Origin of the sequence: Paenibacillus sp. FSL K6-0276 (genome assembly GCF_037977235.1) — a bacterium.
Classification (GTDB): Bacteria; Bacillota; Bacilli; order Paenibacillales; family Paenibacillaceae; genus Paenibacillus_AQ.
Genome location: NZ_CP150276.1, coordinates 5,726,425 through 5,749,769, shown reverse-complemented (window position 1 = coordinate 5,749,769; position 23,345 = coordinate 5,726,425). Strand labels below are relative to the sequence as shown.

The 23,345-nt window shown below is 46.1% G+C and carries 23 protein-coding genes, 1 pseudogene and 1 riboswitch; all 24 genes and pseudogenes read left to right on the top strand.

All coding sequences use genetic code 11. From position 1 onward, the window contains the following. Positions 1–132: 132 nt before the first annotated feature. The 24 genes and pseudogenes from cls (at position 133) to atpA (ending at position 23,323) form a co-directional block, all read left to right on the top strand. Complete coding sequence (cls, locus tag MHH52_RS27135) at positions 133–1,641, top strand: cardiolipin synthase (protein ID WP_313638478.1); 1,509 nt, start codon at positions 133–135, stop codon at positions 1,639–1,641. A 474-nt stretch (positions 1,642–2,115) separates the two neighbouring features. Further along, positions 2,116–3,174 (top strand): type 2 isopentenyl-diphosphate Delta-isomerase, encoded by a 1,059-nt coding sequence (gene fni, locus MHH52_RS27130; RefSeq protein ID WP_340009845.1) that lies wholly within the window; start codon positions 2,116–2,118, stop codon positions 3,172–3,174. A gap of 41 nt (positions 3,175–3,215) precedes the next feature. Further along, positions 3,216–3,686 (top strand): GNAT family N-acetyltransferase, encoded by a 471-nt coding sequence (locus tag MHH52_RS27125; protein WP_313638480.1) that lies wholly within the window; start codon positions 3,216–3,218, stop codon positions 3,684–3,686. A 281-nt stretch (positions 3,687–3,967) separates the two neighbouring features. Then, positions 3,968–4,408, top strand: coding sequence for a S41 family peptidase (locus MHH52_RS27120; protein ID WP_340005454.1), 441 nt, complete (start codon positions 3,968–3,970; stop codon positions 4,406–4,408). 113 nt (positions 4,409–4,521) lie between these two features. Further along, complete coding sequence (gene ychF, locus MHH52_RS27115) at positions 4,522–5,622, top strand: redox-regulated ATPase YchF (protein WP_340005452.1); 1,101 nt, start codon at positions 4,522–4,524, stop codon at positions 5,620–5,622. 233 nt (positions 5,623–5,855) lie between these two features. Continuing rightward, on the top strand, positions 5,856–6,932 hold the full coding sequence (prfA, locus tag MHH52_RS27110; RefSeq protein WP_313638615.1) for a peptide chain release factor 1: 1,077 nt from the start codon (positions 5,856–5,858) through the stop codon (positions 6,930–6,932). 25 nt (positions 6,933–6,957) lie between these two features. Then, positions 6,958–7,944: a HemK/PrmC family methyltransferase gene (locus MHH52_RS27105; RefSeq protein ID WP_340009843.1), complete on the top strand. Its 987-nt coding sequence runs from the start codon at positions 6,958–6,960 to the stop codon at positions 7,942–7,944. 140 nt (positions 7,945–8,084) lie between these two features. Then, the gene (locus MHH52_RS27100; protein WP_340005450.1) at positions 8,085–9,269 is read left to right on the top strand and encodes an FtsW/RodA/SpoVE family cell cycle protein; all 1,185 of its coding nucleotides are present in this window, start codon (positions 8,085–8,087) and stop codon (positions 9,267–9,269) included. A 223-nt stretch (positions 9,270–9,492) separates the two neighbouring features. After that, a pseudogene (locus MHH52_RS27095) lies at positions 9,493–10,676 on the top strand (FtsW/RodA/SpoVE family cell cycle protein). 83 nt (positions 10,677–10,759) lie between these two features. Then, the gene (gene spoIIR, locus MHH52_RS27090; RefSeq protein WP_340005448.1) at positions 10,760–11,515 is read left to right on the top strand and encodes a stage II sporulation protein R; all 756 of its coding nucleotides are present in this window, start codon (positions 10,760–10,762) and stop codon (positions 11,513–11,515) included. Between the two features lie 143 nt (positions 11,516–11,658). Then, positions 11,659–12,930, top strand: coding sequence for an L-threonylcarbamoyladenylate synthase (locus tag MHH52_RS27085; protein ID WP_340005447.1), 1,272 nt, complete (start codon positions 11,659–11,661; stop codon positions 12,928–12,930). A gap of 128 nt (positions 12,931–13,058) precedes the next feature. Continuing rightward, entirely contained in the window at positions 13,059–13,631 is a 573-nt protein-coding gene (locus MHH52_RS27080) for a manganese efflux pump (protein WP_340005445.1), read from the top strand. 47 nt (positions 13,632–13,678) lie between these two features. Then, positions 13,679–14,266, top strand: coding sequence for a low molecular weight protein arginine phosphatase (locus MHH52_RS27075; RefSeq protein ID WP_340005443.1), 588 nt, complete (start codon positions 13,679–13,681; stop codon positions 14,264–14,266). A gap of 48 nt (positions 14,267–14,314) precedes the next feature. Beyond that, positions 14,315–14,397, top strand: a riboswitch (ZMP/ZTP riboswitch). Positions 14,398–14,560: 163 nt separating this feature from the next. Beyond that, on the top strand, positions 14,561–15,145 hold the full coding sequence (locus MHH52_RS27070; RefSeq protein ID WP_340005442.1) for a TIGR01440 family protein: 585 nt from the start codon (positions 14,561–14,563) through the stop codon (positions 15,143–15,145). Positions 15,146–15,258: 113 nt separating this feature from the next. After that, positions 15,259–16,506, top strand: a complete 1,248-nt coding sequence (gene glyA / locus MHH52_RS27065; protein WP_340005441.1) for a serine hydroxymethyltransferase — start codon at positions 15,259–15,261, stop codon at positions 16,504–16,506. A gap of 411 nt (positions 16,507–16,917) precedes the next feature. Next, entirely contained in the window at positions 16,918–17,547 is a 630-nt protein-coding gene (gene upp / locus MHH52_RS27060) for a uracil phosphoribosyltransferase (RefSeq protein WP_313638604.1), read from the top strand. Positions 17,548–17,607: 60 nt separating this feature from the next. Next, positions 17,608–18,768: a UDP-N-acetylglucosamine 2-epimerase (non-hydrolyzing) gene (gene wecB, locus MHH52_RS27055; RefSeq protein ID WP_340005440.1), complete on the top strand. Its 1,161-nt coding sequence runs from the start codon at positions 17,608–17,610 to the stop codon at positions 18,766–18,768. Positions 18,769–18,945: 177 nt separating this feature from the next. Further along, complete coding sequence (locus MHH52_RS27050; RefSeq protein ID WP_042192476.1) at positions 18,946–19,179, top strand: AtpZ/AtpI family protein; 234 nt, start codon at positions 18,946–18,948, stop codon at positions 19,177–19,179. After that, on the top strand, positions 19,172–19,549 hold the full coding sequence (locus MHH52_RS27045; protein WP_340005439.1) for an ATP synthase subunit I: 378 nt from the start codon (positions 19,172–19,174) through the stop codon (positions 19,547–19,549). Before MHH52_RS27050 ends, MHH52_RS27045 begins: the two co-directional genes overlap by 8 nt. A gap of 29 nt (positions 19,550–19,578) precedes the next feature. Then, entirely contained in the window at positions 19,579–20,346 is a 768-nt protein-coding gene (atpB, locus tag MHH52_RS27040; protein ID WP_313638600.1) for a F0F1 ATP synthase subunit A, read from the top strand. 104 nt (positions 20,347–20,450) lie between these two features. Continuing rightward, the gene (gene atpE / locus MHH52_RS27035; RefSeq protein ID WP_313638599.1) at positions 20,451–20,666 is read left to right on the top strand and encodes a F0F1 ATP synthase subunit C; all 216 of its coding nucleotides are present in this window, start codon (positions 20,451–20,453) and stop codon (positions 20,664–20,666) included. 97 nt (positions 20,667–20,763) lie between these two features. Next, a complete protein-coding gene (gene atpF / locus MHH52_RS27030) occupies positions 20,764–21,252 on the top strand; it encodes a F0F1 ATP synthase subunit B (RefSeq protein WP_340005437.1) in 489 nt (162 codons plus the stop codon). Next, positions 21,249–21,800 (top strand): F0F1 ATP synthase subunit delta, encoded by a 552-nt coding sequence (locus MHH52_RS27025; protein WP_060625972.1) that lies wholly within the window; start codon positions 21,249–21,251, stop codon positions 21,798–21,800. The genes atpF and MHH52_RS27025 overlap by 4 nt, the downstream gene beginning before the upstream one ends. Before the next feature lie 11 nt (positions 21,801–21,811). Then, a complete protein-coding gene (atpA, locus tag MHH52_RS27020) occupies positions 21,812–23,323 on the top strand; it encodes a F0F1 ATP synthase subunit alpha (RefSeq protein WP_042131369.1) in 1,512 nt (503 codons plus the stop codon). Positions 23,324–23,345 lie beyond the last annotated feature (22 nt).

The window sequence follows — 23,345 nt, the reverse complement described above, 5'->3', positions numbered from 1 at the left end:
GAACAGAAGGATTACAGTTTTGTCGTAAATGAACTTTTACACAGTAATTGTCTAGGAAGAAATAGGTTCTTCATGTAATATATAAATGTGTCATTTTGGTGTTGCTCGTATGAATAAGAAGGTAGGTACAATATGAGAAGAGGACTTCAATCTATAATTATCATTGGGGCTTTCATAGCATTTTATTATTTTGGTTTTGGTATTTTTGGGAGTACTGCCGGAACGATTATTAGTATTTTCTCCACACTGACAGTCATTTCGATTAGCTTGGCTATCTTTATGGAGAACCGTAATCCTTCTACAACGATGTCATGGATTCTTTTGCTTGCGTTGATCCCGGTGCTCGGCCTGGTCTTCTATTTTCTATTTGGACAGAATGTGTTTAAACGTCGCAAATATGATAAAAAAGCACAACGAGATCTCATGGCCTATGAGCGGATTGAGAATGACGCTTTGCGTACGCATCAAGATTGGTCAGTCTTTGACCCCTCACGCCAAAAGCTACTGTTATTATCCAAGACTTTAGCGCGTACTCCTATTTCCTTTGCTTCAGAAACGCGTATACTCACCAATGGTGAAGAGACGTTTGGGACATTACTGCTAGAGCTGCGACAAGCTAAGCACCATATTCATATGGAGTATTACATCTTCCGTGCGGATCACATTGGAACGCGTATTCAACAGATTTTGATCGCGAAGGCGCGTGCGGGTGTGTCTGTTCGATTTATGTATGATGCCGTAGGTAGCTTTCAACTTTCCAGAGCATTTTTGAAGGAAATGATTGAAGCTGGAGTACAGGTGGCTTCGTATGGTAATTCCACCTCCTTTTTCTCTAGCCGGGTCAATTATCGGAATCACCGAAAAATCGTTGTCATCGACGGCGATGTCGGGTTCATGGGTGGACTCAATGTGGGGGATGAATACTTAAGTCGCAGCAAAACTTATGGATTCTGGCGAGACACCCATATGTTGGTTAGAGGCGAAGCGGTAAGGACGATGCAAATTATTTTCTTACAAGATTGGATGCATACTACGGGTGAAAAAATACTGGAGCAGGATTATCTCACACCACAGCTACACTTTATGACAGGGGACGGAGCAGTACAGATCATTGCCAGTGGACCGGACAATGAACGCCGTGCACTCAAAAATATATTCTTCTCCATGATCACCTCAGCTGAGAAATCAGTATGGATTGCCAGCCCGTACTTTATTCCGGACGAGGATATCCTGACTGCTATACGTGTAGCGGCTATATCTGGTCTAGACGTTCGGTTGTTATTCCCTGCTAAGCCGGATAAATGGATTCCGTTTCTGGCTTCGCACTCCTATTTCCCGGCATTGCTGGAGGCTGGAGTGAAAATTTATGAATACGAGAAGGGCTTTATACACTCCAAGCTGTTAATCGTGGATGGTGAAATAGCGACCATTGGTACGGCGAACATGGACATGCGGAGCTTCCATCTTAACTTCGAGGTAAACGCACTGCTACTTCAGACAGAGAGTGTTACGCGAATCGTTGCTGATTTTGAACGGGATTTATTGTCTACCACTCAGATTGTGCATGAGACCTTTATGAATAAACGCATGGTGGTACGTATACTGGAATCTGCCGCCAGATTAATGTCTCCACTCCTATAACCTCATTATAGATTAAACCACCGCAGAGGGTGTTACCTTCTCTTCGGTGGTTTTTTGAAATATAAGAAAGTATAAGTTTAGCACCTATACTTTATGTTTTATCTTTCTCGCTTAAAAAGTAGTAAAGCCCAAGTTGGTCTGCAGCCGGAACAGGATGTACTTGAATCGTTTGGGGCTGAACGGGTTGTCCACGATCTGATTTCATCTGAAGTTCCTCCTGAAAGTATTGCAGAGCACTTCCTTTAAAGTTATTATGCTCCGGCGTGTACCAACCAATTAACACCTAGTGGGGAGAAATGAAGCAGCCCTCGTATTTTCACTCACCTTATATTGTAAATTCATCTGTAGGGATATGTTATAATAAATGGAGTTTAGGAATAGGAGGAACGGAGCATGAATCATACGCCAGAAGAGGCCGTGCCATATGATGCGAATAGGCAGTCTGGCGCGGATCATGGCAATGACCTACCGGCTATGGAGGTTTCTGACAAGAAGTCTTTATTGCCTACATCAAAGACAGGTGAACGCAAAATAGAGCATGTACGCCTTTGTCTAAATGAAGAAGTTGGTGGTGTCGGTGTGACTACAGGGTTTGAACATTACCGATTTCGGCATAATGCTCTTCCAGAGCTGAATTTCGATGATATATCATTGCAGACTACGTTCCTGGAACGTGAGATGCGTACACCGCTGCTGATCAGCTCGATGACAGGTGGAAGTGTAGCTACTGGAGCGATTAATGCTCGGTTGGCTGAGGCTGCACAGCGCCGGGGTTGGGCGCTGGGTGTAGGTTCTGTTCGTGCAGCAGTGGAGCGTTCTGAGCTAACAGCAACCTTTTATGTACGAGACAAAGCGCCTGATATTCCGATTATTGCTAATATTGGCGCAGTACAGCTATCCTATGGTTTCGGAATGGAGGAATGTCGCCGGGCTGTGGATATTGCTGGTGCAGAGTTTCTTGTACTGCATCTCAATGGTCTTCAAGAGGTCTTTCAACCGGAAGGGAACACTGGCTTTGCGTCCTTGCTATCGCAAATAGAGAAAGTATGCCGTGCACTTGAGGTTCCTGTAGGTGTGAAAGAGGTTGGCTGGGGCATTGATGGTGATGCAGCAGAACGTCTTTATAATGCAGGGGTGGCTTTTATTGATGTGGCGGGTGCAGGCGGGACATCCTGGAGTCAGGTGGAAAAGTTTCGTAGTATAGACCCTATACGGCGTGCGGCGGCTGAGGCTTTCGCAGACTGGGGTACCCCAACCGCTGACTGCATTGCAGAGGTACGCGCAGTCTCCCCGAAGGGGGCTTTGATTGGCAGCGGCGGCCTGAAGCATGGCGTGGATGCGGCGAAAGCATTGGCCCTCGGTGCCAATTTAGCAGGATTTGGCCGCAATCTGTTAGGGCCGGCAGTAGATTCTGAAGAGGCGCTGGACGCTGCACTGGCTCAGGTAGAGCTGGAGCTTAAGATAGCGATGTTCGGCATCGGTGCTCCCGATTTAGCAACTTTACGTGGGACTTCCCGTTTAATACGTAAATAAAAGTATGTGGCAAATATAGAAGTGAGGAAGTGAAAAAGATTATGATTAAACTGGTCCATATGGATGAATCGGCATTTCAATTTTTCATAGGTCAAGCTACTAGGGATTATGCGGAAGATAAGATTAAAGCCGGTGCTTGGGATCCTGAAATCGCGATGAAGCTGTCTGAGGAAGCCATAACACAGTCTCTGCCCAAAGGGTTGAACACAGATGGCGCTTATCTATATTCTATAATAGAAATAAGTAGTGACAGCCAGGTGGGATATATCTGGTTTAATGTAAGTGAAGGACGTAGTGGTCGAGAGGCTTTCATTTATGATTTTTACATTTTTGAACCGTATCAGAGTAAAGGTTATGGTAAGCAGGCTATGGTCGCACTCGATGAAGAAGCCCGTGAGATGAACGTCACCAAAATCGGGTTACATGTCTTCGGTCAGAATAATCGTGCATTTGAGCTTTACAAAAAAATGGGATATACCGTAACCGACATTACGATGTCAAAAGATCTATAGTGCTATAAATGGAGACCTCGAGAGAGGTCTTTTTTAGTTGTTCTTTAGAAATATTATGTAAAAAATTGTGATAAATATATTTGAATTAGGATTAATAGAAAAATATGATTATTAAATAAATTCCTGAAAAATGGATTCAATTATAAAGAGTATTAAAAGGGGGAATAAAGTCAGACCAAGGTTTGTATTACCGGTGGTTGTTTCTGCAGCTTGATTACATGTGGAAGATTATTGAGGAGAACTAGCCCCTCCTTGATAGTTGGGAAATCTGCGACTTTTTAATGGAAGTAAAGGATTACAAAACACTAATCCTCGATATCCGAGGAAACGGTGGAGGAAACAGTGATTGCTGGCATGGTCTTATTGTCCCGCAGTTAATTAATAATCCTGTCATTTATAATACATATTTACTTTATAGAGGGGGCGAATACTCCGAGGTCTTTATGCAGGCGCGTCAAATTATCGAAAATCTACAGCCTATTGCGAACATCAAGGATGATCAGTTACCGAATATCCCGCCTGAAGCGACCACCATGTTTAATAGCTACACTAAAATGGATGATATTCTGCAACCTATTCATCCTGTGGGCTTTAAAGGAAAGATCTATTTGCTGGTAGACAGCTCTGTGTATTCAGCATCGGAAGGTCTTGCAGCATTTGCAAAAGGTATTGGAACTTGCGGGTTCCCAATGAATTGGTGCGCTTGGATAAGGCTGGATTGACACATCTACAAGACATCCGGTGTTGCTGGAGAATATGTTCTAATATATAATGGTTTAGATCGTATAACTTATTCGGATGATCAATTTAGCTGAAAATAGGAGTTGTCATATAAATGGCTTTGAAAGCTGGAATCGTCGGTCTTCCTAACGTAGGAAAATCCACATTGTTTAATGCGATAACGCAAGCGGGAGCAGAATCCGCAAACTACCCTTTTTGCACGATTGACCCTAACGTTGGTGTCGTTGAAGTTCCGGACGAACGTCTTGATAAACTGACTGAGCTGGTACAACCTAACAAGACTGTACCTACTGCTTTTGAATTTGTTGATATTGCTGGTCTTGTGCGCGGTGCAAGTAAAGGTGAGGGACTAGGTAACAAATTCCTAGCTCATATTCGTGAAGTGGACGCTATCGTTCATGTGGTTCGCTGCTTTGAAGATGAGAACGTTACACACGTTGATGGAAAAGTAAACCCGATCAGCGACATTCAGACCATCAATTTGGAGCTGATTCTTGCTGACCTTGAGAGCATTGAGAAACGGATTGAGCGTTCCCGTAAGAACATCAAAGGCGGCGAGAAGAAATACGCTCAAGAAGTTGAACTGCTTGAACGCATCAAAGAAGCCCTCTATGAAGACAAACCTGCACGTAGTGTGGAATTGAATGAAGACGAGAAGCTTATTATCCGCGATCTTCATTTGTTAACATTGAAACCAGTGCTGTATGCGGCGAATGTAAGCGAAGATGAAGTAGCAAGTGCAGAGGATAATCCTTATGTGCAGCAAGTGCGTGAATTTGCAGCAACTGAGGGTGCTGAAGTTGTTCCGATTAGCGCTAAGGTAGAAGCTGAAATTGCTGAGCTTGAGGGCGAAGATAAAGCGATGTTCCTAGAAGAACTTGGGCTTGAAGAATCTGGTCTGAACCGTCTGATCAAAGCGGCTTACAAGCTGCTAGGCTTGTATACTTACTTCACAGCAGGCGTTCAGGAAGTTCGCGCGTGGACCATTCGTCGCGGAACCAAAGCACCTGGCGCTGCAGGTGTGATTCATACGGATTTCGAACGTGGATTTATCCGTGCTGAGGTAGTGGCTTACGCAGATCTTTTGGCAGCAGGTTCTATGAATGGTGCGAAAGAACGTGGTCAATTGCGTCTTGAAGGTAAAGAATATTTGGTGCAAGACGGCGACGTTATGCATTTCCGTTTCAACGTTTAAGAGGACTGAAGCGTACGAATGATAAGAGGGTCATCTCAGTCGGTAGAGGGTATCTACTGCTGGGATGGTCCTTTTTAAAATATAAGTCATTTATTAAGTTATTGTGCGTGCGGAAGTGTAGCCATTTCGCAATATCTTTGGTATAATATAAAGTCGTATATCTATTTTTATGACAGTGCTTTTTAATCGTTTTATTTGCGTATTTGAAATTGAACTAGGAGAGGTGAATTCCCTTGTTGGACCGATTGCAATCCCTGGCGGACCGCTATGAGAAGCTCAGTGAACTGCTTTGTGATCCGGATGTTGCAAACGACAGTAAGAAACTGAGGGATTATTCCAAAGAACAATCAGACCTACAGCCTGCATTTGAGGCGTATACTGAATATAAAAATGTAATGCAAGAGCTTGAAGCTGCTAAGCAAATGCAAGGCGAAAAGCTTGATGATGAGATGAAGGAAATGGTCAAAATGGAAATTGACGACCTTTCCAAACGTCAGGTTGAACTGGAAGAGAAAATACGCGTATTGTTGCTACCTAAAGACCCGAATGATGATAAGAACGTAATCGTCGAAATTCGTGGTGCAGCGGGTGGAGATGAAGCGGCATTATTCGCTTCCGACCTTTACCGGATGTACACTCGTTATGCAGATGCACAAGGCTGGCGCGTGGAGCTAATGGATGCCAACACGAGTGACCTTGGTGGATTTAAAGAGGTCATCTTCCTTATTAACGGCCGGGGTGCATACAGTAAGCTGAAATACGAAAGTGGTGCGCATCGCGTACAACGTATCCCAGCGACTGAATCCGGTGGACGTATTCATACCTCTACTTCTACAGTATCGGTGATGCCGGAAGCTGAGGCATTTGAGATTGAGATCCATGATAAAGATATTCGTGTGGATACCTTCTGTTCAAGTGGTGCAGGCGGACAGTCTGTAAATACGACCAAGTCTGCAGTACGTGTAACCCATGTACCTACGGGCATTATTGCTACCTGTCAGGACGGTAAGTCACAGAACTCCAATAAGGAAAAAGCACTGCAAGTGCTTCGTGCCCGTATTTCGGATCTGAAACGGCAGGAAGAGGAAGCGAAGTATGCTGGTGAACGGAAGAGTAAAGTAGGTACTGGTGATCGTAGTGAGCGTATTCGGACGTATAACTTCCCGCAGAGCCGGGTTACAGATCATCGCATTGGCTTGACACTGCACCGTTTGGAGCAGATTATGAACGGAGAAATCACTGAAATTATTTCGGCCCTTTCGATCGCTGAACAAGCTGATTTGATGGATAGTATGGACAATGGAGAATAATGCTTTGAACGATGGCGTATTTGTCATGTCGGAAGTGAAAAGCATCCGGGAAGCCTTTGCGGAGGCTTCTTCTTTTTTGAGCCAGAGCGGTTGTAATGAACCGCAGCGCAGTGCGCAATTACTGCTTGAGCATGCGCTTGGCTTGTCGGGAGCGGCGTATTATATGGCGCTGGCGGATCCTTTTCCAGCTGCGGTCAAGGAAGCATGGGAGGCGGGAGTTACCCGCCGGAGCATGGGCGAGCCGGTGCAGTACATCATCGGCGAGCAGGAGTTCTACGGGCGTCCCTTTGAAGTGACGCCTGATGTGCTGATTCCGCGGCCGGAGACGGAGCTGCTCGTCGAGGCGATTTTGCGGTACGGCGCGGAGCTCTGGCCGGACGGCACGGTTGCGCCGAGCAAAGCGGCGCAGGAAGAAGGTGCTGCTTCGCTAGCAGCAGCACATGATCGTGCGGGCAGCGATGCCGCCCGCACCGAAGGCGACGCGGAGAACGTACGCGCCGCACGGCCACTGACCGCCGTCGATATCGGCGCCGGCAGCGGAGCGATCTCCGTCACGCTGGCGGCCGAAGCGCCGGCGTGGCGGGTCTGCGCCGGCGATATTTCGCCGGCGGCCTTGGCTGTGGCCGAGCGCAATGCCTTGCGCAACGGCACAGCCGTGGATTTTCGGCTCGGCGATTTGCTCGAGCCGTTCGCGGGAATGGAGACGGATATTCTCGTCTCCAACCCGCCGTACATCCCCGGCGAGGATATCGCCGGGTTGCAGCGTGAGGTGCGCGACCACGAGCCGCGCACTGCGCTGGATGGCGGAGCGGACGGGCTGGACCCGTACCGCCGCATGATGGAGCAGATGGCGCTGCTCCCGGCACTGCCGCGCCTGATCGGCTTTGAGCTTGGCTTTGGCCAAGCCGAGCAAGTCGCTGCATTCCTTGAGGCGGCAGGCCATTGGACGGAGATCATCACCATTAATGATCTGGCTGGAATTCCGCGTCATGTGCTAGGTATAGCGCGGTAATACTGTATTCTGTGCAGTGGCTCATGTTATCCGAGGTAGTAAAATTGTATTTTCAATCCGTCTTCCTTTACAATAGAATTTAACCGGACTTCTTGGTGAATCATAAAAGAAAGCCTAGATATAGAGTAGGGAGGCAGAACGTGCTTCAGAAGATTAAAAAGATTGATGGTGCTATCGTAGTCGTTCTGTTATTACTCATGACTGTCAGCATCTTCTCCATATATAGTGTGACTCATGGAAGAGAAAAGCTGGACGGACATCATATCCGTATGATGATGTATTATGTTATTGGATTTATTGCATTTATTGGAATGACCTTTTTGGATTACAGAATTTTAGTGAAATACGCGCTGTATATTTATCTATTTGGGATAGGTATACTGATCCTCGTCAGCTTTTTGGGCGAGACCAAAAATAATGCCCAAGGCTGGTTGTCCCTCCCTGGAGGACTGAGCCTTCAGCCTGCCGAGTTGTTTAAGTTGATATTGATTCTATTTCTGGCAGCTATGCTCGTCCGTAAGAATAAGAGTAAGCTTTTGTTTTGGCGGGATGTTGTGCCGCTGGGCCTCTTAACCTTATTTCCGTTTCTTATTGTCCTTACACAGAATGACCTTGGTAATGCCTTGTCTTACATTGTGATTCTTGCGGGTCTGTTGTGGATTGGCAATATTAAGTACACTCACGCATTAATCGGGCTGGTGATTATAGCAAGCTCTGCGATTGCCGGAATTATGAGTTATATTCATTATCATGACGAAATTAAAACGTTCCTTAATGATATTGGCCGATCGCACTGGATTGAACGTTTCGATCCTTGGCTAGTTCCGGACAAAGCAACAGAAAAGGCTAAGTATCATACCACCAATGCTAAAATTGCTATTGCCTCTGGAGGAATGAGTGGAGATGGCTATATGAAAGGCGATTCGGTTCAAGCAAATCGTGTACCATACACCTACTCGGACTCTATTTTCGTGCAAATTGCCGAAGAATTCGGTTTTGTGGGGGCGGCGGTGCTGCTACTGCTGTATTTTATCCTAATTCACCGGATGATTCTGATTGCGCTAGAATCCAGAGATCGAGCGGGTCCATTTCTGATTGTCGGTATTGTCGCGATGATGTTGTATCAGATTTTTGAGAATATCGGCGCGTTTATCGGCTTAATGCCGCTCACCGGAATTACGCTGCCGTTCATCAGCTTCGGGGGAACTTCGCTTCTTATCAATATGGCAAGCATCGGGCTGGTGATGAGCGTACGTCTGCACGGTCAAGATGTAGAGGAAGATTTACCTAAGCCTACTCCTTATGCAGCCGCCAAACAGGTATAATCACGAAATCACAATAAAACCGTCAGAACCTCATCTTTTTAGGATGGGAACTGGCGGTTTTTTTTGATTTTCATGGAGATGTCTGTCCTCTGATCAATTGAATCTCTAATTTCAGATGCATTACATAAATTTGGAATTATATTCTCGAATGCTCTACAATAGAAGGGAGCGACTTTCCTCGGGTGAGGGCGGTTGGAACCTTAATAGAGTAAGGGGCTTACGTATGCTTGAGAAGTTCAAGAAGATCGATAACGTGATTATTATTGTTCTAGTTATGCTGATGGTCATTAGTATTTTTTCTATATACAGTGTGACTAGTGGAAGATTACTTCAGAAATTGGATGGCTTCCATCTACAAATGCTTAAATACTATTTTTTAGGATTTGTAGCTTTCTTTGTACTCACCTTTGTGGACTATAGGATATTTGTTAAATATGCACTTTATATTTATATCTTGGGTATAGGTCTGCTAGTGTCAGTTAGTTTTTTTGGTAAGGTAAAGAATGGTGCCCAATTGGGGCTAGAAATAGGTGGTCTTAGCTTTCAACCTGCGGAGCTGTTTAAGTTGATATTGATCCTTTGTTGGCGTCCATTCTGGCCCGTAGACAAGGGTCCACGCTAACCTTCTGGAAGGGAGTCGTCCCGCTAGTGCTTCTTACGTTGTTCCCTTTTACTATAGTTATTGTGCAGAATGATCTGGGGAATGCGCTAAGTTACATTGTTATTTTGATCGGCCTTCTATGGATCGGGAATATCAAAATTTCACATGCCCTCATCGGGCTAATTATAGTTGGCGGACTTGGTCTTGCAGGAATTATGAGCTATATTCACTATCATGATGAAGCGGTACATTTTTTTGAGGAGACTCTTGGCAGAAAACATTTAGTGGATCGTTTTGATCCTTGGCTCGTACCTGATTTGGCGTCCGATGATGCAAGCTATCACACGAGAAATGCCAAAATGGCTATCGCCTCCGGGGGGATGAGTGGAGAGGGATATATGCAGGGTAGCTCTGTTCAGAGTAACCGTGTTCCGTATACCTATTCAGATGCCATATTCGTACAGATTGCGGAGGAGTTTGGGTTCGTGGGTTCAGCGCTGCTTCTGTTGCTCTTCTTTATTTTGCTCCATCGGATGATACTGATTGCTCTAGAGAGTAGGGAGCGCAGTGGTCCGTTTTTAATTATTGGGATTACGGCTATGCTGCTATATCAAATCCTAGAGAATATTGGAGCGTTTATCGGCCTAATGCCGCTTACTGGAATTACACTTCCATTCATCAGTTATGGAGGTACGTCACTTTTAATCAATATGGCCTGCATGGGGATTGTAATGAGTGTGCATCTTTATGGACGGGATGTTGAGGATGATTTGCAGTTGCCTAATGGGCTTGCAGTGAAGTTATAGATTTAATAGATTCATAGGTTTGCAGTCTCTCATCTCTGGACATACTACTAGCATGAGTGTTAAGAGGAGAGGGGCTGCGACAAATGAACGATAATCATATGGATAAAAGAGATTCCTTACGCGTGACTTTTAAGTATACTGCCATTTTAATTTGTTTTTTTATGATTGTTATAATGGCCTGGGAAGGTCAAAAAACCGATGCCGCAGTAGCCGAAGTATCTATTCCACAGGATTCCATCCGGCTGCGTATTTTGGCGAATTCGGACGGAACGCAGGATCAGCTAGTGAAGCGGCAAATCCGCGATAAAATCGTGGAGCAAATGAACCAGTGGGTAACTGCACTTGAGGACCCACAGAGCTTAGAGCAGGCACGCTCTTTAATTAGAACCCATTTACCGGAGCTTAATACGCTGGTTGGATCGGAGCTAGAGAAACGAGGCATTCAATATTCCTATAAAGTGGAGCTGGGTGTGGTTCCTTTTCCGACCAAATTATACGGTGGCACAGTGTATCCGGCCGGGGAGTACGAGGCTGTACGGGTCACGCTGGGTGAGGGCAAGGGGCAGAATTGGTGGTGTGTACTGTTTCCACCGCTGTGCTTTATCGATGCAGGCTCCGGAGATGCAGCAGCGCCTGCTACTAACAAAGGGGCAAAGACCGTCTCGGCTACTAGTGCAGATAGTGGTGCTAAGGTAAAGCCGGCAGTAGGAACAGCTGTACAAGCAGATTCTTCGGCAGGAGATGTACCGGCGGCGGAATCCGCAGAGCCAGAGGTGCGGTTCTTCGTTTGGGAACTACTGCAAAACCTTTGGAACTGGATTTGTGGATTGTGGTCGTAAGATTTAGCTAGAGCTCCGATTTTGGTTGTACTATCTATAGTTTTGAATGCAAATATGGTACTATTTCATAAGCAGATCTACCGCGGCTCCTCTTTTGGGGCCGCTTTGTTCAATTTATATCCTGAAGAAAGCCTGTGATGAGAATGAACGAACAAAACGACCCTTTATTCGCCGTTCAGCGGCGGAGTGGAAATAGAAATGAGACTGTTTATTGGGAACTGGATTTTTTGAAGGATGCAGATCCGGAGTCCGATGTACTTCAGCCAAGTGAAGAGAATAAGTTAGCCATAGTGGAAGCGGCAAAAATGCTTCGCGAAGGCGGAACGGTCGCCTTTCCGACCGAAACGGTCTACGGACTTGGGGCGGATGCACGGAATACAGAGGCAGTTGAGGCTGTTTTTGCGGCAAAAGGGCGACCGTCTGACAATCCTCTAATCGTGCATATTGCCGATCCGAGTGCTTTGGACGAGCTTGTTACAGAAGTACATCCTACAGCGGCGGCGTTGATGGAAGCTTATTGGCCTGGCCCGCTGACAGTCGTGCTTCCTGTTCGTGAGGGTGTTTTGTCGCCCTGTGTGACGTCAGGGCTGGACACGGTTGGTGTGCGTATGCCTGACCATCCGGTAGCTTTGGCGCTGATAAGTGCAGCAGGTTGTCCAGTTGCGGCGCCCAGCGCTAACCGTTCGGGGCGTCCGAGCCCGACATTAGCTTCGCACGTGATGGAAGATTTGGCCGGATACATTGGCGGCGTTCTTGATGGCGGCGCCGCCGGAGTTGGACTAGAGTCGACCGTGGTGCAGGTGCAGCCTGATGGGAAGGTTGCCGTGCTGCGCCCCGGCGGGATTACTGCAGAGCAGTTGGCTGCTGTAGTTGGAGTAGAAGCGGTAAGTACTGAGCCTGTAGCTGAGTCTGGTACTGCTGAGTCTGCTGCTACAGTTAATAATTCTTCAGACCTCGCGACAGCAGATTCCTTGGAAGCTACTGCATCCAAGGAGCTTCACGGTGCAGAAGCTACTGCCGAGAGCTCGGCGCCGCGCGCACCGGGCATGAAGTACACGCACTACGCGCCGCGCGGCTGGCTCGGTGTAGTGCGCGGCTCTTCCCCGCAGCGCGTGGCGGAAGAAGCCGCAAGTCTACTTCAGGCGGCGCAGCTGAATGGCGAGGTGACGGGCTTGCTCCTCTTCGAGGAGCATAAGCCCCTCTATCCCGCCGTTCCTGCCGCCTGTGTCCTCTCCCTCGGCTCGTTATACTCACCGGAGGAAGGAGCGCGCTCCCTATATGCCGCGCTGCGGCGCTTCGATGAAGCGGGAGCGACTTACATCTTGGCCGAGGCTTGTCCGTATACCGGCCTCGGCGCTGCCATTATGAACCGGCTTATGAAGGCCGCCGGTGGTTCCGTCATTGACGCCGGATAGCCACGGCGCCCTTTTCTATCCAGCTTTAGCGCTGGTTCTTCTAATCCGAACTCGCTTATGAAGTCATGATTACCTCCTTGTCCGCATATCGTTGTTGTACAAGATATTTCGGACTTGGGGGGTTAAGCATGGGCATAGGAGATGTATATGCCGGTTGGGGGCAGACAGTGACCATTGCTATAATGGCGATTGCATTAGGGATGGATGCTTTTTCGCTCGGTGTAGGAATCGGTATGAAAGGTATCCGACTGGTGCATGTTCTGCAAATGAGTGTGCTCATTGCTTTTTTTCATATGCTGATGCCTCTTCTGGGTTTATTAACGGGAAGTTATGTCGGGCAATTGCTAGGTCAAGTAACGACTTATGCCGCTGGAGGGCTTCTTGTACTGCTGGGAGGACATATGGTGTATAACTCCTTTCGTCCGGATGTTGTAAGTACGCGGGCTATGAATCACCGAACCTTATGGGGAATGTTGCTTCTTTCACTCAGTGTGAGTGTGGACTCTTTTTCCGTCGGGGTGTCCTTAGGGATGTTTGTGAATGGCGTGCTTCTGACCATACTAGCTTTTGGTGCCTGTGGAGGTTTGATGTCGATTATCGGTTTACTTCTTGGGCGGCATGTCAGTCGTGGGCTCGGGGATTATGGGGAAGCGCTGGGCGGGGCTATTTTATTGGGGTTTGGCTTGCTATTCATCTTTTGATACAATAACGGCATTAGAATATTTTAATTTCATGGGGGTGCAAAAGCATGCTGCATATTTTATTCGTCTGCACCGGTAATACATGCCGTAGTCCTATGGCTGAGGGGCTTTTACGAAAGCTCGCGAAGGAACGAGGAATCGATCTGGAAGTGCGGTCTGCTGGTGTATCCGCCATTTCCGGTACTTCTATATCGAGACATGCTGCAGCTATATTGCAAGAAGAAGGCATTCATGATCACTTAGAGTCGTCGCAATTAACGGGGCAATCCGTCGCTTGGGCCGACCTTGTGCTGACCTTGACCAGTGGACATAAGCAGCATTTGCTTCAGTATTTTCCGGATGCCGTAACGAAAACATATACATTGAAGGAATATGTGCATAACGAAGAAGCTGTGACTGAGGATATTAAAGAATTGGACAGCCTTTACGCAGATGCTGAGTTAAGCATAGCCCTTGGTGGTGAACCCAACGCAACGGATCTGCAACGAATGATTGAAATCCGTCAGCGTATACCAAGCTTTGATATTTCCGATCCATTCGGAGGTACGCGTGAAGATTATGAGCTTACTGCTGCTGAGATTCGCACCGCGCTATTTAGTTTACTAGATAAACTGGAATCCTTACGCCATTTGTAAATGGTTGATTTTCAGACCGCTTTGCTTTAAGATGAAAGTACAAATAATCGGTTCCGATGTAACTGGCGACAAATGTGGATCAAACCACGATGGAGCATCGGAATAAACGGCCGGTCGCCTGGGCAAAAGAGCAAATCCGCAGCTACCTGCGGACTGCTCTTTTTTGTTTAAAATATAAGAAAGTTTAGCACCTAAACTTTCTTATATTTCTCGCACTACGCTTACTGTCTTATAAGGATACCGAAGGCGTTTGTGCTTAAATTAAGCTTGTTTGAAGTTTGAGGAGGTAGGGTGATGGACGAAGTTGTTGAGTTATCTTTAACTGAAGCAACCGTCACTGTGTTAAGGGAGTTGGCGGAAGCTGGTAACCTTGGGTCAGGCAAAATTGTTGTCGTTGGAGTCAGCACAAGTGAGGTCGCTGGTGTCCGGATTGGAACCGGTGGTGCGCTTGAAGTCGCACAGCAACTGCTCGAAGGTGTTCGTTTGGTAGCAGCGGAAAAAGGGTTTCATCTCGTTTATCAGTGCTGCGAGCATTTGAATCGTGCGCTTGTAATGGAACGTTCTTTGCTAGAGTCGCTTGGGTTAAATGAAGTTTCAGCTGTACCCATACCGGGGGCTGGAGGCTCAATGGCTGCGGCTGCCTATCGCTCTATGAAAGATCCTGTTCTAGCGGAAACGATAGAAGCGCATGCTGGTTTAGACATTGGTGAGACACTTATAGGTATGCATTTGCGCCGGGTAGCGGTTCCTTTTCGGCCGACCTTACGGTACATTGGAGAAGCTAGGGTGAATGCAGCATGGACCAGACCTCCACTCATTGGCGGCGAACGTGCGGTATATCGCGCTCCAGAGCAAAGTGGCTCACAGCTTTGTGATTGATGAACTTGGTTTTATATTTTTGCAGAAACGCAGGCCTAAAGCCTCTTCATGGCGGGTAAATCGTTTCTACTTAAATACAACATATCTACACACACTAGGGAGGAAATAAGAACATGGAACAATTACGTAAGAGTGACCCGGCAGTACTGGAAGCGATGGAACTGGAACTGAAACGTCAGCGTGCCAACATTGAGCTTATTGCCTCAGAGAATATCGTTAGCGAAGCCGTAATGGAAGCCATGGGCTCGGTGCTTACAAACAAATATGCAGAAGGTTATCCAGGCAAACGTTATTATGGTGGTTGTGAAGATGTAGATATCGTTGAGAATCTGGCTCGTGATCGTGCAAAAGAATTGTTTGGTGCGGAACATGTAAACGTACAACCGCATTCCGGAGCACAAGCAAACATGGCTGTTTATCTGGCTGCGCTTAACCCGGGCGACACTGTTCTTGGAATGAATTTGGCGCATGGCGGACATTTAACACACGGTAGTCCAGTAAATGCTTCTGGATTGCTCTATAACTTCGTAGCTTATGGTGTACAAGAAGATAATTTCCTGATTGATTATGACGAAGTGCGCAAAGCAGCCTTCAAGCATCGTCCTAAATTGATTGTTGCTGGTGCAAGTGCGTATCCGCGTATTATTGATTTCGAAAAACTCGGCGCTATTGCAAATGATGTTGGTGCTTTATTTATGGTAGATATGGCCCATATCGCAGGTCTGGTCGCTGCGGGTCTTCATCCGAGTCCAGTTCCTCATGCCCATTTCGTTACAACTACAACACATAAGACTTTGCGCGGTCCTCGCGGAGGTATGATTATGTGCAGACAGCCATGGGCAGCTGCTATTGATAAAGCTGTATTCCCTGGTTCCCAAGGTGGTCCGCTGATGCATGTAATTGCGTCAAAAGCAGTTGCATTTGGCGAAGCATTGCAGCCGTCCTTTAAGACTTACGCTGAGAATGTAGTGAAGAATGCAAATGTTCTCGCGGAAACACTGATAAGCGAAGGGGTTAACATTGTATCCGGTGGTACAGATAACCACTTAATGTTGCTTGATACGCGTAACCTGAACATTACCGGAAAAGATGCGGAAAAAGTACTGGATTCCATCGGAATCACTGTGAATAAAAACGCAATTCCATTTGATCCTACGAGTCCTTTTGTAACTAGTGGTATCCGTATTGGTACACCTGCAGTCACTTCCCGTGGTATGGACGAGCAAGCAATGGTGGTCATTGGCCGTATCATAGCTAATGTTCTAAAGAATCCAAAGGATGAAGTGAAATTGGCTGAGGCAGCTCGTCAAGTTGCTGATTTGACGGACCAGTACCCACTTTATCCAGAACTGAAATACTAGTTCTTATTCGTATTAATTAATGAGCTTACCTCCACCAAGTCCTGATTTCGGATTTGGTGGAGGTTTTTTGTTGTTTATTGTTCACAATATTATATAGGGGAATTGATGGAAATGAGTCATGGTAGTTCATGGAATTTTCATAAACAATAGTGAAAAAAATGTGAATAGTATGAAATATGTAAACTTGCACAACCTAATCTAGGTTTTTTATCTGGATGGGCATTTTAAATATCCAATCATTACCGTTCTGAACAAAGGAAATTAAGCAGAATGAGGTCAATGTGGATACAAGTTCCTTTCTAGGTGAAATGCGGCGTTAGGAATGCTATAATAGACAGGATTTAGCCATAGAGAAGCAAAAGTGCTTTCTAGGGTTATAGACACGACTTACAATTACCGGAGGGAAAGTAAATGGGAAAATTGGTGATTTGCGATCATCCTTTAATTCAACACAAACTAACATTTATTCGCGACGTAAGAACAAACACGAAGGATTTCAGAGAGCATGTTGACGAAGTTGCCACATTGATGGCTTATGAGATTACACGTGACATTCCTCTAGAGACCATTACAGTACAAACACCGGTCACTGAAACGGAAAGTAAAGTGATTTCGGGAAGAATGCTTGGGCTTATCCCTATTCTTCGTGCCGGTCTAGGGATGCTTGAGGGTGTTCTGAAGCTTCTCCCTGCTGCTAAAGTGGGACATGTTGGCTTGTTCCGTGATCCAGACACGCTTCAACCTATTGAGTATTACATCAAGCTTCCTACAGATGTACAGGAACGTGAGCTGATCGTAATTGATCCAATGCTAGCTACAGGAGGATCCGCGATTGCTGCTATTACCTCGCTGAAGAATCGAGGCTGTACACAAATTAAAATGATGAACCTGATTGCGGCTCCGGAAGGTGTTGCTGCAGTTCAAGAAGCTCATCCGGATGTAGATATTTACGTAGCTGCGCTTGATTCTCATTTGAATGAACATGGATATATCGTCCCAGGACTTGGTGATGCTGGAGACCGTTTGTACGGAACTAAGTAAATAGTAATCCGTAATTGGTAATACGAGGTTTTTAGATTTTTTGATGAGAGGGTAGGGGTTATGTCCAAAATTAAAGTGATGACTATTTTCGGAGTGCGCCCCGAGGCGATCAAGATGGCTCCTCTAGTTCTTGAACTGAAGAAGCATCCTGAGCATATTGAGTCAATCGTATGTGTAACCGCACAACACAGGGAGTTACTCGATCAAGTGTTGGAGGTGTTCAACATCACCCCTGATTACGATCTGGACGTGATGAAGGACCGTCAGACGCTTAATGAGATTACTATTCGTGTACTTGAAGGCTTGGAACCTGTGCTAAGAGAGGTTAAACCTGATCTCGTACTGGTGCACGGGGACACATTAACGACGTTCCTTGCAAGTTACGCCTCTTTCCTGCAGCAAATTCAGGTTGGGCACGTAGAAGCAGGACTTCGGACATGGAACAAATTGTCTCCGTATCCTGAAGAAATGAACCGTCAACTTACAGGTGTATTAGCAGATCTGCACTTCGCTCCAACCGATTGGTCAGCTAGTAACCTGAGAAATGAGAACAAAAAAGAATCAAGTATTTATATCACAGGCAACACTGTAACCGATGTGTTTCAATATACCGTACAGCCTGATTATCGGCATCCTGTTTTGGATTTTGCTTTAGGAAAAAAACTTGTTTTGATGACTGCTCACCGTAGAGAATCGCAAGGTGAACCGCATCGTAATATCTTCCGAGCTGTCAAAAGAATCGCTGATGAATTCGAAGATGTAGCCATTGTTTATCCTGTGCATCCGAGTCCTGCAGTTAAGGAACCTGCGCATGAAATTTTGGGTGGACATCCGAGAATTAAGCTGATTGATCCGCTGGATGTCGTGGACTTGCATAATTTTTATCCGCATACCCACTTGATATTGACCGATTCCGGCGGTTTACAAGAGGAAGCTCCTTCATACGGAGTACCCGTACTTGTGCTTCGTGATACGACGGAGCGTCCTGAAGGGATAGACGCTGGAACGCTAGAACTTGTGGGCACGGACGAGGAGAAGGTGTATGAACGGACACATGCTCTTTTGACTGATAATGAGCTCTATCAGTCGATGAGTCGGGCCGCCAACCCGTACGGAGATGGCAAAGCATCCCAACGAATTGTCAATGCGATTTTGCACCATTTTGGTGTAAATGAGGAACGTCCTGAAGAGTTTCACAGAATGTTCACAAAAAATAAATAATTTCATTTAAAGTAATATCTGATCTGATTAAAATCAACATACAGTCAAACTGTACGGTTTATATGGTTTTGGAACATTTTGCTGTGATTATTTTCATGTTTTCAAGGGTTTTTAGGCAATGTTCAATGAATTGACAAAGACTCCAGAAATTCAGTAAAATTAGTTGGGATTGTAGCCATGAAAGAACAAAATAGCAGGGACAGCTTGTTACAGACCGCGCTTATCATTGGAAGTGCAGGCACTATACTCGCCGCTTACATTGTTATTGGTTTTTTTGCGGCAAGGTGGCTGAAAGACCTGATGGAGGGCCCGAAATATTGGCTCGCCATTGGCACAATAACCGGAATGATTCTGGGAATTGTGAACGTCGTCCTGTTAATTAAAAAATTTTTGGGGGAGCAGAATGGATAATATGACTCCCATGATCAATACCGTCACTAGAGTTACGCTCGTCCTTATGGCAGGACTCTTAATGGGCTGGGCGCTTCATCATGAAACCAGGGAGGTTACGCTGGGCATGACTCTGGGTCTGGTGGCGGGATTGGTAAACTTTCGTTATCTGGCCGTCAAGGTTCGACGGGTAACGCAGTCGATTGCGAGCAACGAAGGGAATGCCTTCAGCCTCGGTTTTGTTACACGGATTAGCTTCGCAATTTTGGTCACCATGTTCGCGATCAAGATTGAGCATTTCTCCCTGGTAGCAACTATTTCGGGCGTATTTATTCCTCAGCTTCTCGCCATTCCTGCGGGGATATATCTGAGTGTGAAGAACAAACTTTAACCAGATTAAAGAGAAAGGGGGATGATACTATGCATGAGATGCCGAAAATCTTTGTCGGGGGAATACCGATAGATATATCAGCCGTATTAATGCTTCTGATCAGTTGTACAGTAGTATTTGTACTGGTGATGCTGTCGGTTCGTAAGCTTTCGGTTGAGAATCCATCTAAGCTTCAGAATTTTATGGAATGGGTTGTAGAATTTGTAGAGGGTGTCGTAAGCAGTGCCATGGACCTGAAGAAAGGAAAACCTTACATATCTTTGGGGCTAACGTTGATTCTGTTTATCTTTGTTTCCAACCTTCTTGGATTGCCTTTCTCAGTTGTAACTGAAGCACATGGACCTGTAACCGTGTTTGGCCATGTGATTGAAGCAACCAAGAACTTGGCGCATGGTGATCATGTTGAGATCTTATGGTACAAGTCGCCGACTGCTGACATTAATATCACTGCAGGATTGGCAATTATTGTGTTTATACTGATGAACTTCCTTGGCATTAAGCTCAATGGCAAGCATTATTTCAAACACTATATTGAGCCGTTTCCAATCTTTTTGCCACTGAACATTATCGAGAACTTGGCAAAACCAGTAGCTCTGGCTATTCGTCTATTTGCTAACATTTTTGCCGGAGAAGTACTGATTACAGTCATTTTGAAACTGGGGATTCTCAGTATTCCTTTCCTGGCTGTATGGCAAGGCTTCAGTATTTTCGTCGGGGCATTACAGGCGTTTATCTTTACGATTCTGACGATGGTTTATATCGCACAGATGACGATTCACGAAGAAGAAGCACATTAATGAACTGCTGCGAAGAGAACGGCTATCGTCTGATTTTCTTTCGCGGGAGATATCTTATATCATTAAACACAATATGAACCGAAATTAAAGGAGGATATTTACAAATGGAATATTTAGCAGCAGCAATAGCAGTTGGATTGGGTGCACTTGGCGCAGGTCTTGGTAACGGTATGATCGTTAGTAGAACAGTTGAGTCCATCGCTCGTCAACCAGAAGCTCGTAACGCGCTTCAAACAACAATGTTTATCGGTGTAGGTATCGTCGAAGTTATTCCGTTGGCAGCAACAGTTATCGCATTCCTAATCATGTTTGCATCTTAATAAACCGTATTTACGGTTTGGCGGGGACGGCCGATGCCATCCGCGCCTTACTTTTGTATACGTCCGCATGACGCGGTAACGGAAGGGAGTGACCTTTGTGGAAATTGTTTGGACAAACATCGTATTTTCAATTGTAGCCTTTGGGATTCTATATTTCTTGCTCAGTAAGTATGCGTTCAGCAAACTGTTCGCAGTTATGGAGAAACGCCGTGAGCTAGTAATGCAGCAAATGGATGAAGCTGCGAAGACTAGAGAGCAAGCGGTCGCGTATGTGGAAGAGCAGAAGCAGGCGCTGAACAGTGCACGCCAGGAAGCTCAACAGATTATTCAACAATCGCAAATTACTAGTAGTCAACAGGTAGAACAAGCTTTGGCGCAAGCTAAAGTTGAAGCTGCACGCGTCAAAGAAGAGGCCGTGCGCGATATCGAGAACGAGAAGAATAAAGCGGTGGAAGAGTTGCGCAGCGAAATTGGAACGGCATCTGTTCGTATTGCTTCTAAACTTCTTAAGAAAGAAGTTAGTGCTAGCAGTGAGCAGGAGCAGCTTGTGAACCAATACCTCAATGAGGTAGGAGGCCGATCATGAGCCGTGATACGGTAGTTGCCAAGCGCTACGCTAAAGCATTGTACAGTGCAGCGGTAGAGAAGGGGATTACCCTTGAAGTAGAAGAACAGCTCAAGGCAGTGGTCGAAGTATTACATTCAGACCAAGAGGTACAGCGGTTTATTCTTGCACCACGTATCTCGGAGTCCGACAAGCTGAAAGTGCTGCGCACAGCACTTCAAGATAAGCTCTCTCCTATCGTGATGAACATTGTAGAACTGTTAGTAGAGCGAGGCAGAACCGATATTTTTGCCGAACTGCTGGATACGTATATCAAGATTGAAGGAGACGCTCTTGGCATTGGTGATGCTAAGGTATACTCCGTTTATTCTTTAAGTGAAGAAGAACAAGCGGCTGTAGCTGCAGAATTCGGCCAGCTCGTAAACCGCAAAATTCGGGTTACGAACGTGGTGGATCCAAGCCTGCTGGGAGGACTGAAAGTTTATATCGGCGATACGCTGTATGACGGCAGTCTGTCTAGTAAATTGGAACGTCTCGAGAAATCCTTTAATGATAAGCATAGAAGATAGGGGTGAGGATATTGGGCATCAGACCTGAAGAGATCAGCACTTTGATCAAAAGTCAAATTGAGCAATATAAAGCCGATATCGAAGTTGCCGAAGTGGGCACCGTCATTCAAGTCGGAGACGGTATCGCTCGTGTCTACGGTCTGGAAAACGCAATGGCAGGCGAGTTGCTAGAGTTCTCCAACGGTGTAGTGGGCATGGCACTCAATCTGGAAGAAAGCAACGTCGGTGTTGTTATTCTGGGTGAGTACAAGGAAATTCGTGAAGGCGATCAAGTAAAACGTACTGGACAAATCATGCAAGTTCCAGTGGGAGAGGCCCTTCTGGGTCGTGTTGTTAACGCACTCGGTATGCCGCTTGACGGTAAAGGCCCAATTCAAACGACGGAGTTCCGTCCGGTTGAGAATAACGCTCCTGGTGTTATCGACCGTAAATCGGTTCATGAGCCAATGCAGACTGGCCTTAAAGCGATTGATGCGATGGTACCAATTGGTCGTGGACAACGCGAACTTATCATTGGTGACCGTCAAACAGGTAAGACTGCAATCGCAATTGATGCGATTATCAACCAAAAAGGCAACGGAATGAAATGTATTTATGTTGCCATTGGACAAAAACAATCTACAGTAGCACAGGTTGTAGAAACTCTCCGCCGTCATGGCGCACTGGAATATACAATCGTTGTAACTGCTTCGGCTTCCGAGCCATCCCCACTGTTGTATATTGCTCCATACGCAGGTTGCGCAATGGGCGAATACTTCATGTACAAGGGCGAACACGTACTGATCATTTATGATGACCTTTCAAAACAAGCTTCGGCTTATCGCGAATTGTCCTTGCTACTTCGTCGTCCACCGGGTCGTGAAGCGTTCCCAGGTGACGTGTTCTACTTGCACTCCCGTCTTTTGGAACGTGCGGCTAAGCTTAGTGATGAGCTTGGTGGTGGTTCATTAACCGCGCTTCCGTTCATCGAAACACAAGCATCTGACGTATCGGCCTACATTCCTACGAACGTAATCTCGATTACAGATGGTCAAATCTTCCTTGAATCCGATCTGTTCTACTCTGGACAACGTCCGGCAATCAACGTCGGTATCTCCGTTTCTCGTGTAGGGGGTTCCGCTCAGATTAAAGCGATGAAGAAGGTAGCTGGCTCGCTCCGTTTGGATCTTGCCCAATATCGTGAACTTCAAGCCTTCTCGCAGTTCGGCTCAGATCTTGATAAATCCACGCTTGCTCGTCTGAATCGCGGAGCACGTATGATGGAAGTTCTGAAACAAGGTGTAAATCAGCCGTTGTCTGTTGAGCATCAAGTGCTCAGCTTGTACACAGCTGTAAAAGGATATTTGGATGATATTCCTGTTAAAGACGTAAAACGTTTTGAAAAGGAATTCCTTGCTTACATGGATAGCAGTGCTGCTGAAGTTGCTCAATCCATCAGAGATACCAAGGACTTGACAGCAGATAACGAAGCCGCTCTTAAAGCAGCAATTGATAAATTTAAAAGAGGCTTTGCTACTAGCTAATATAGATCGTGCCTAAACGGAT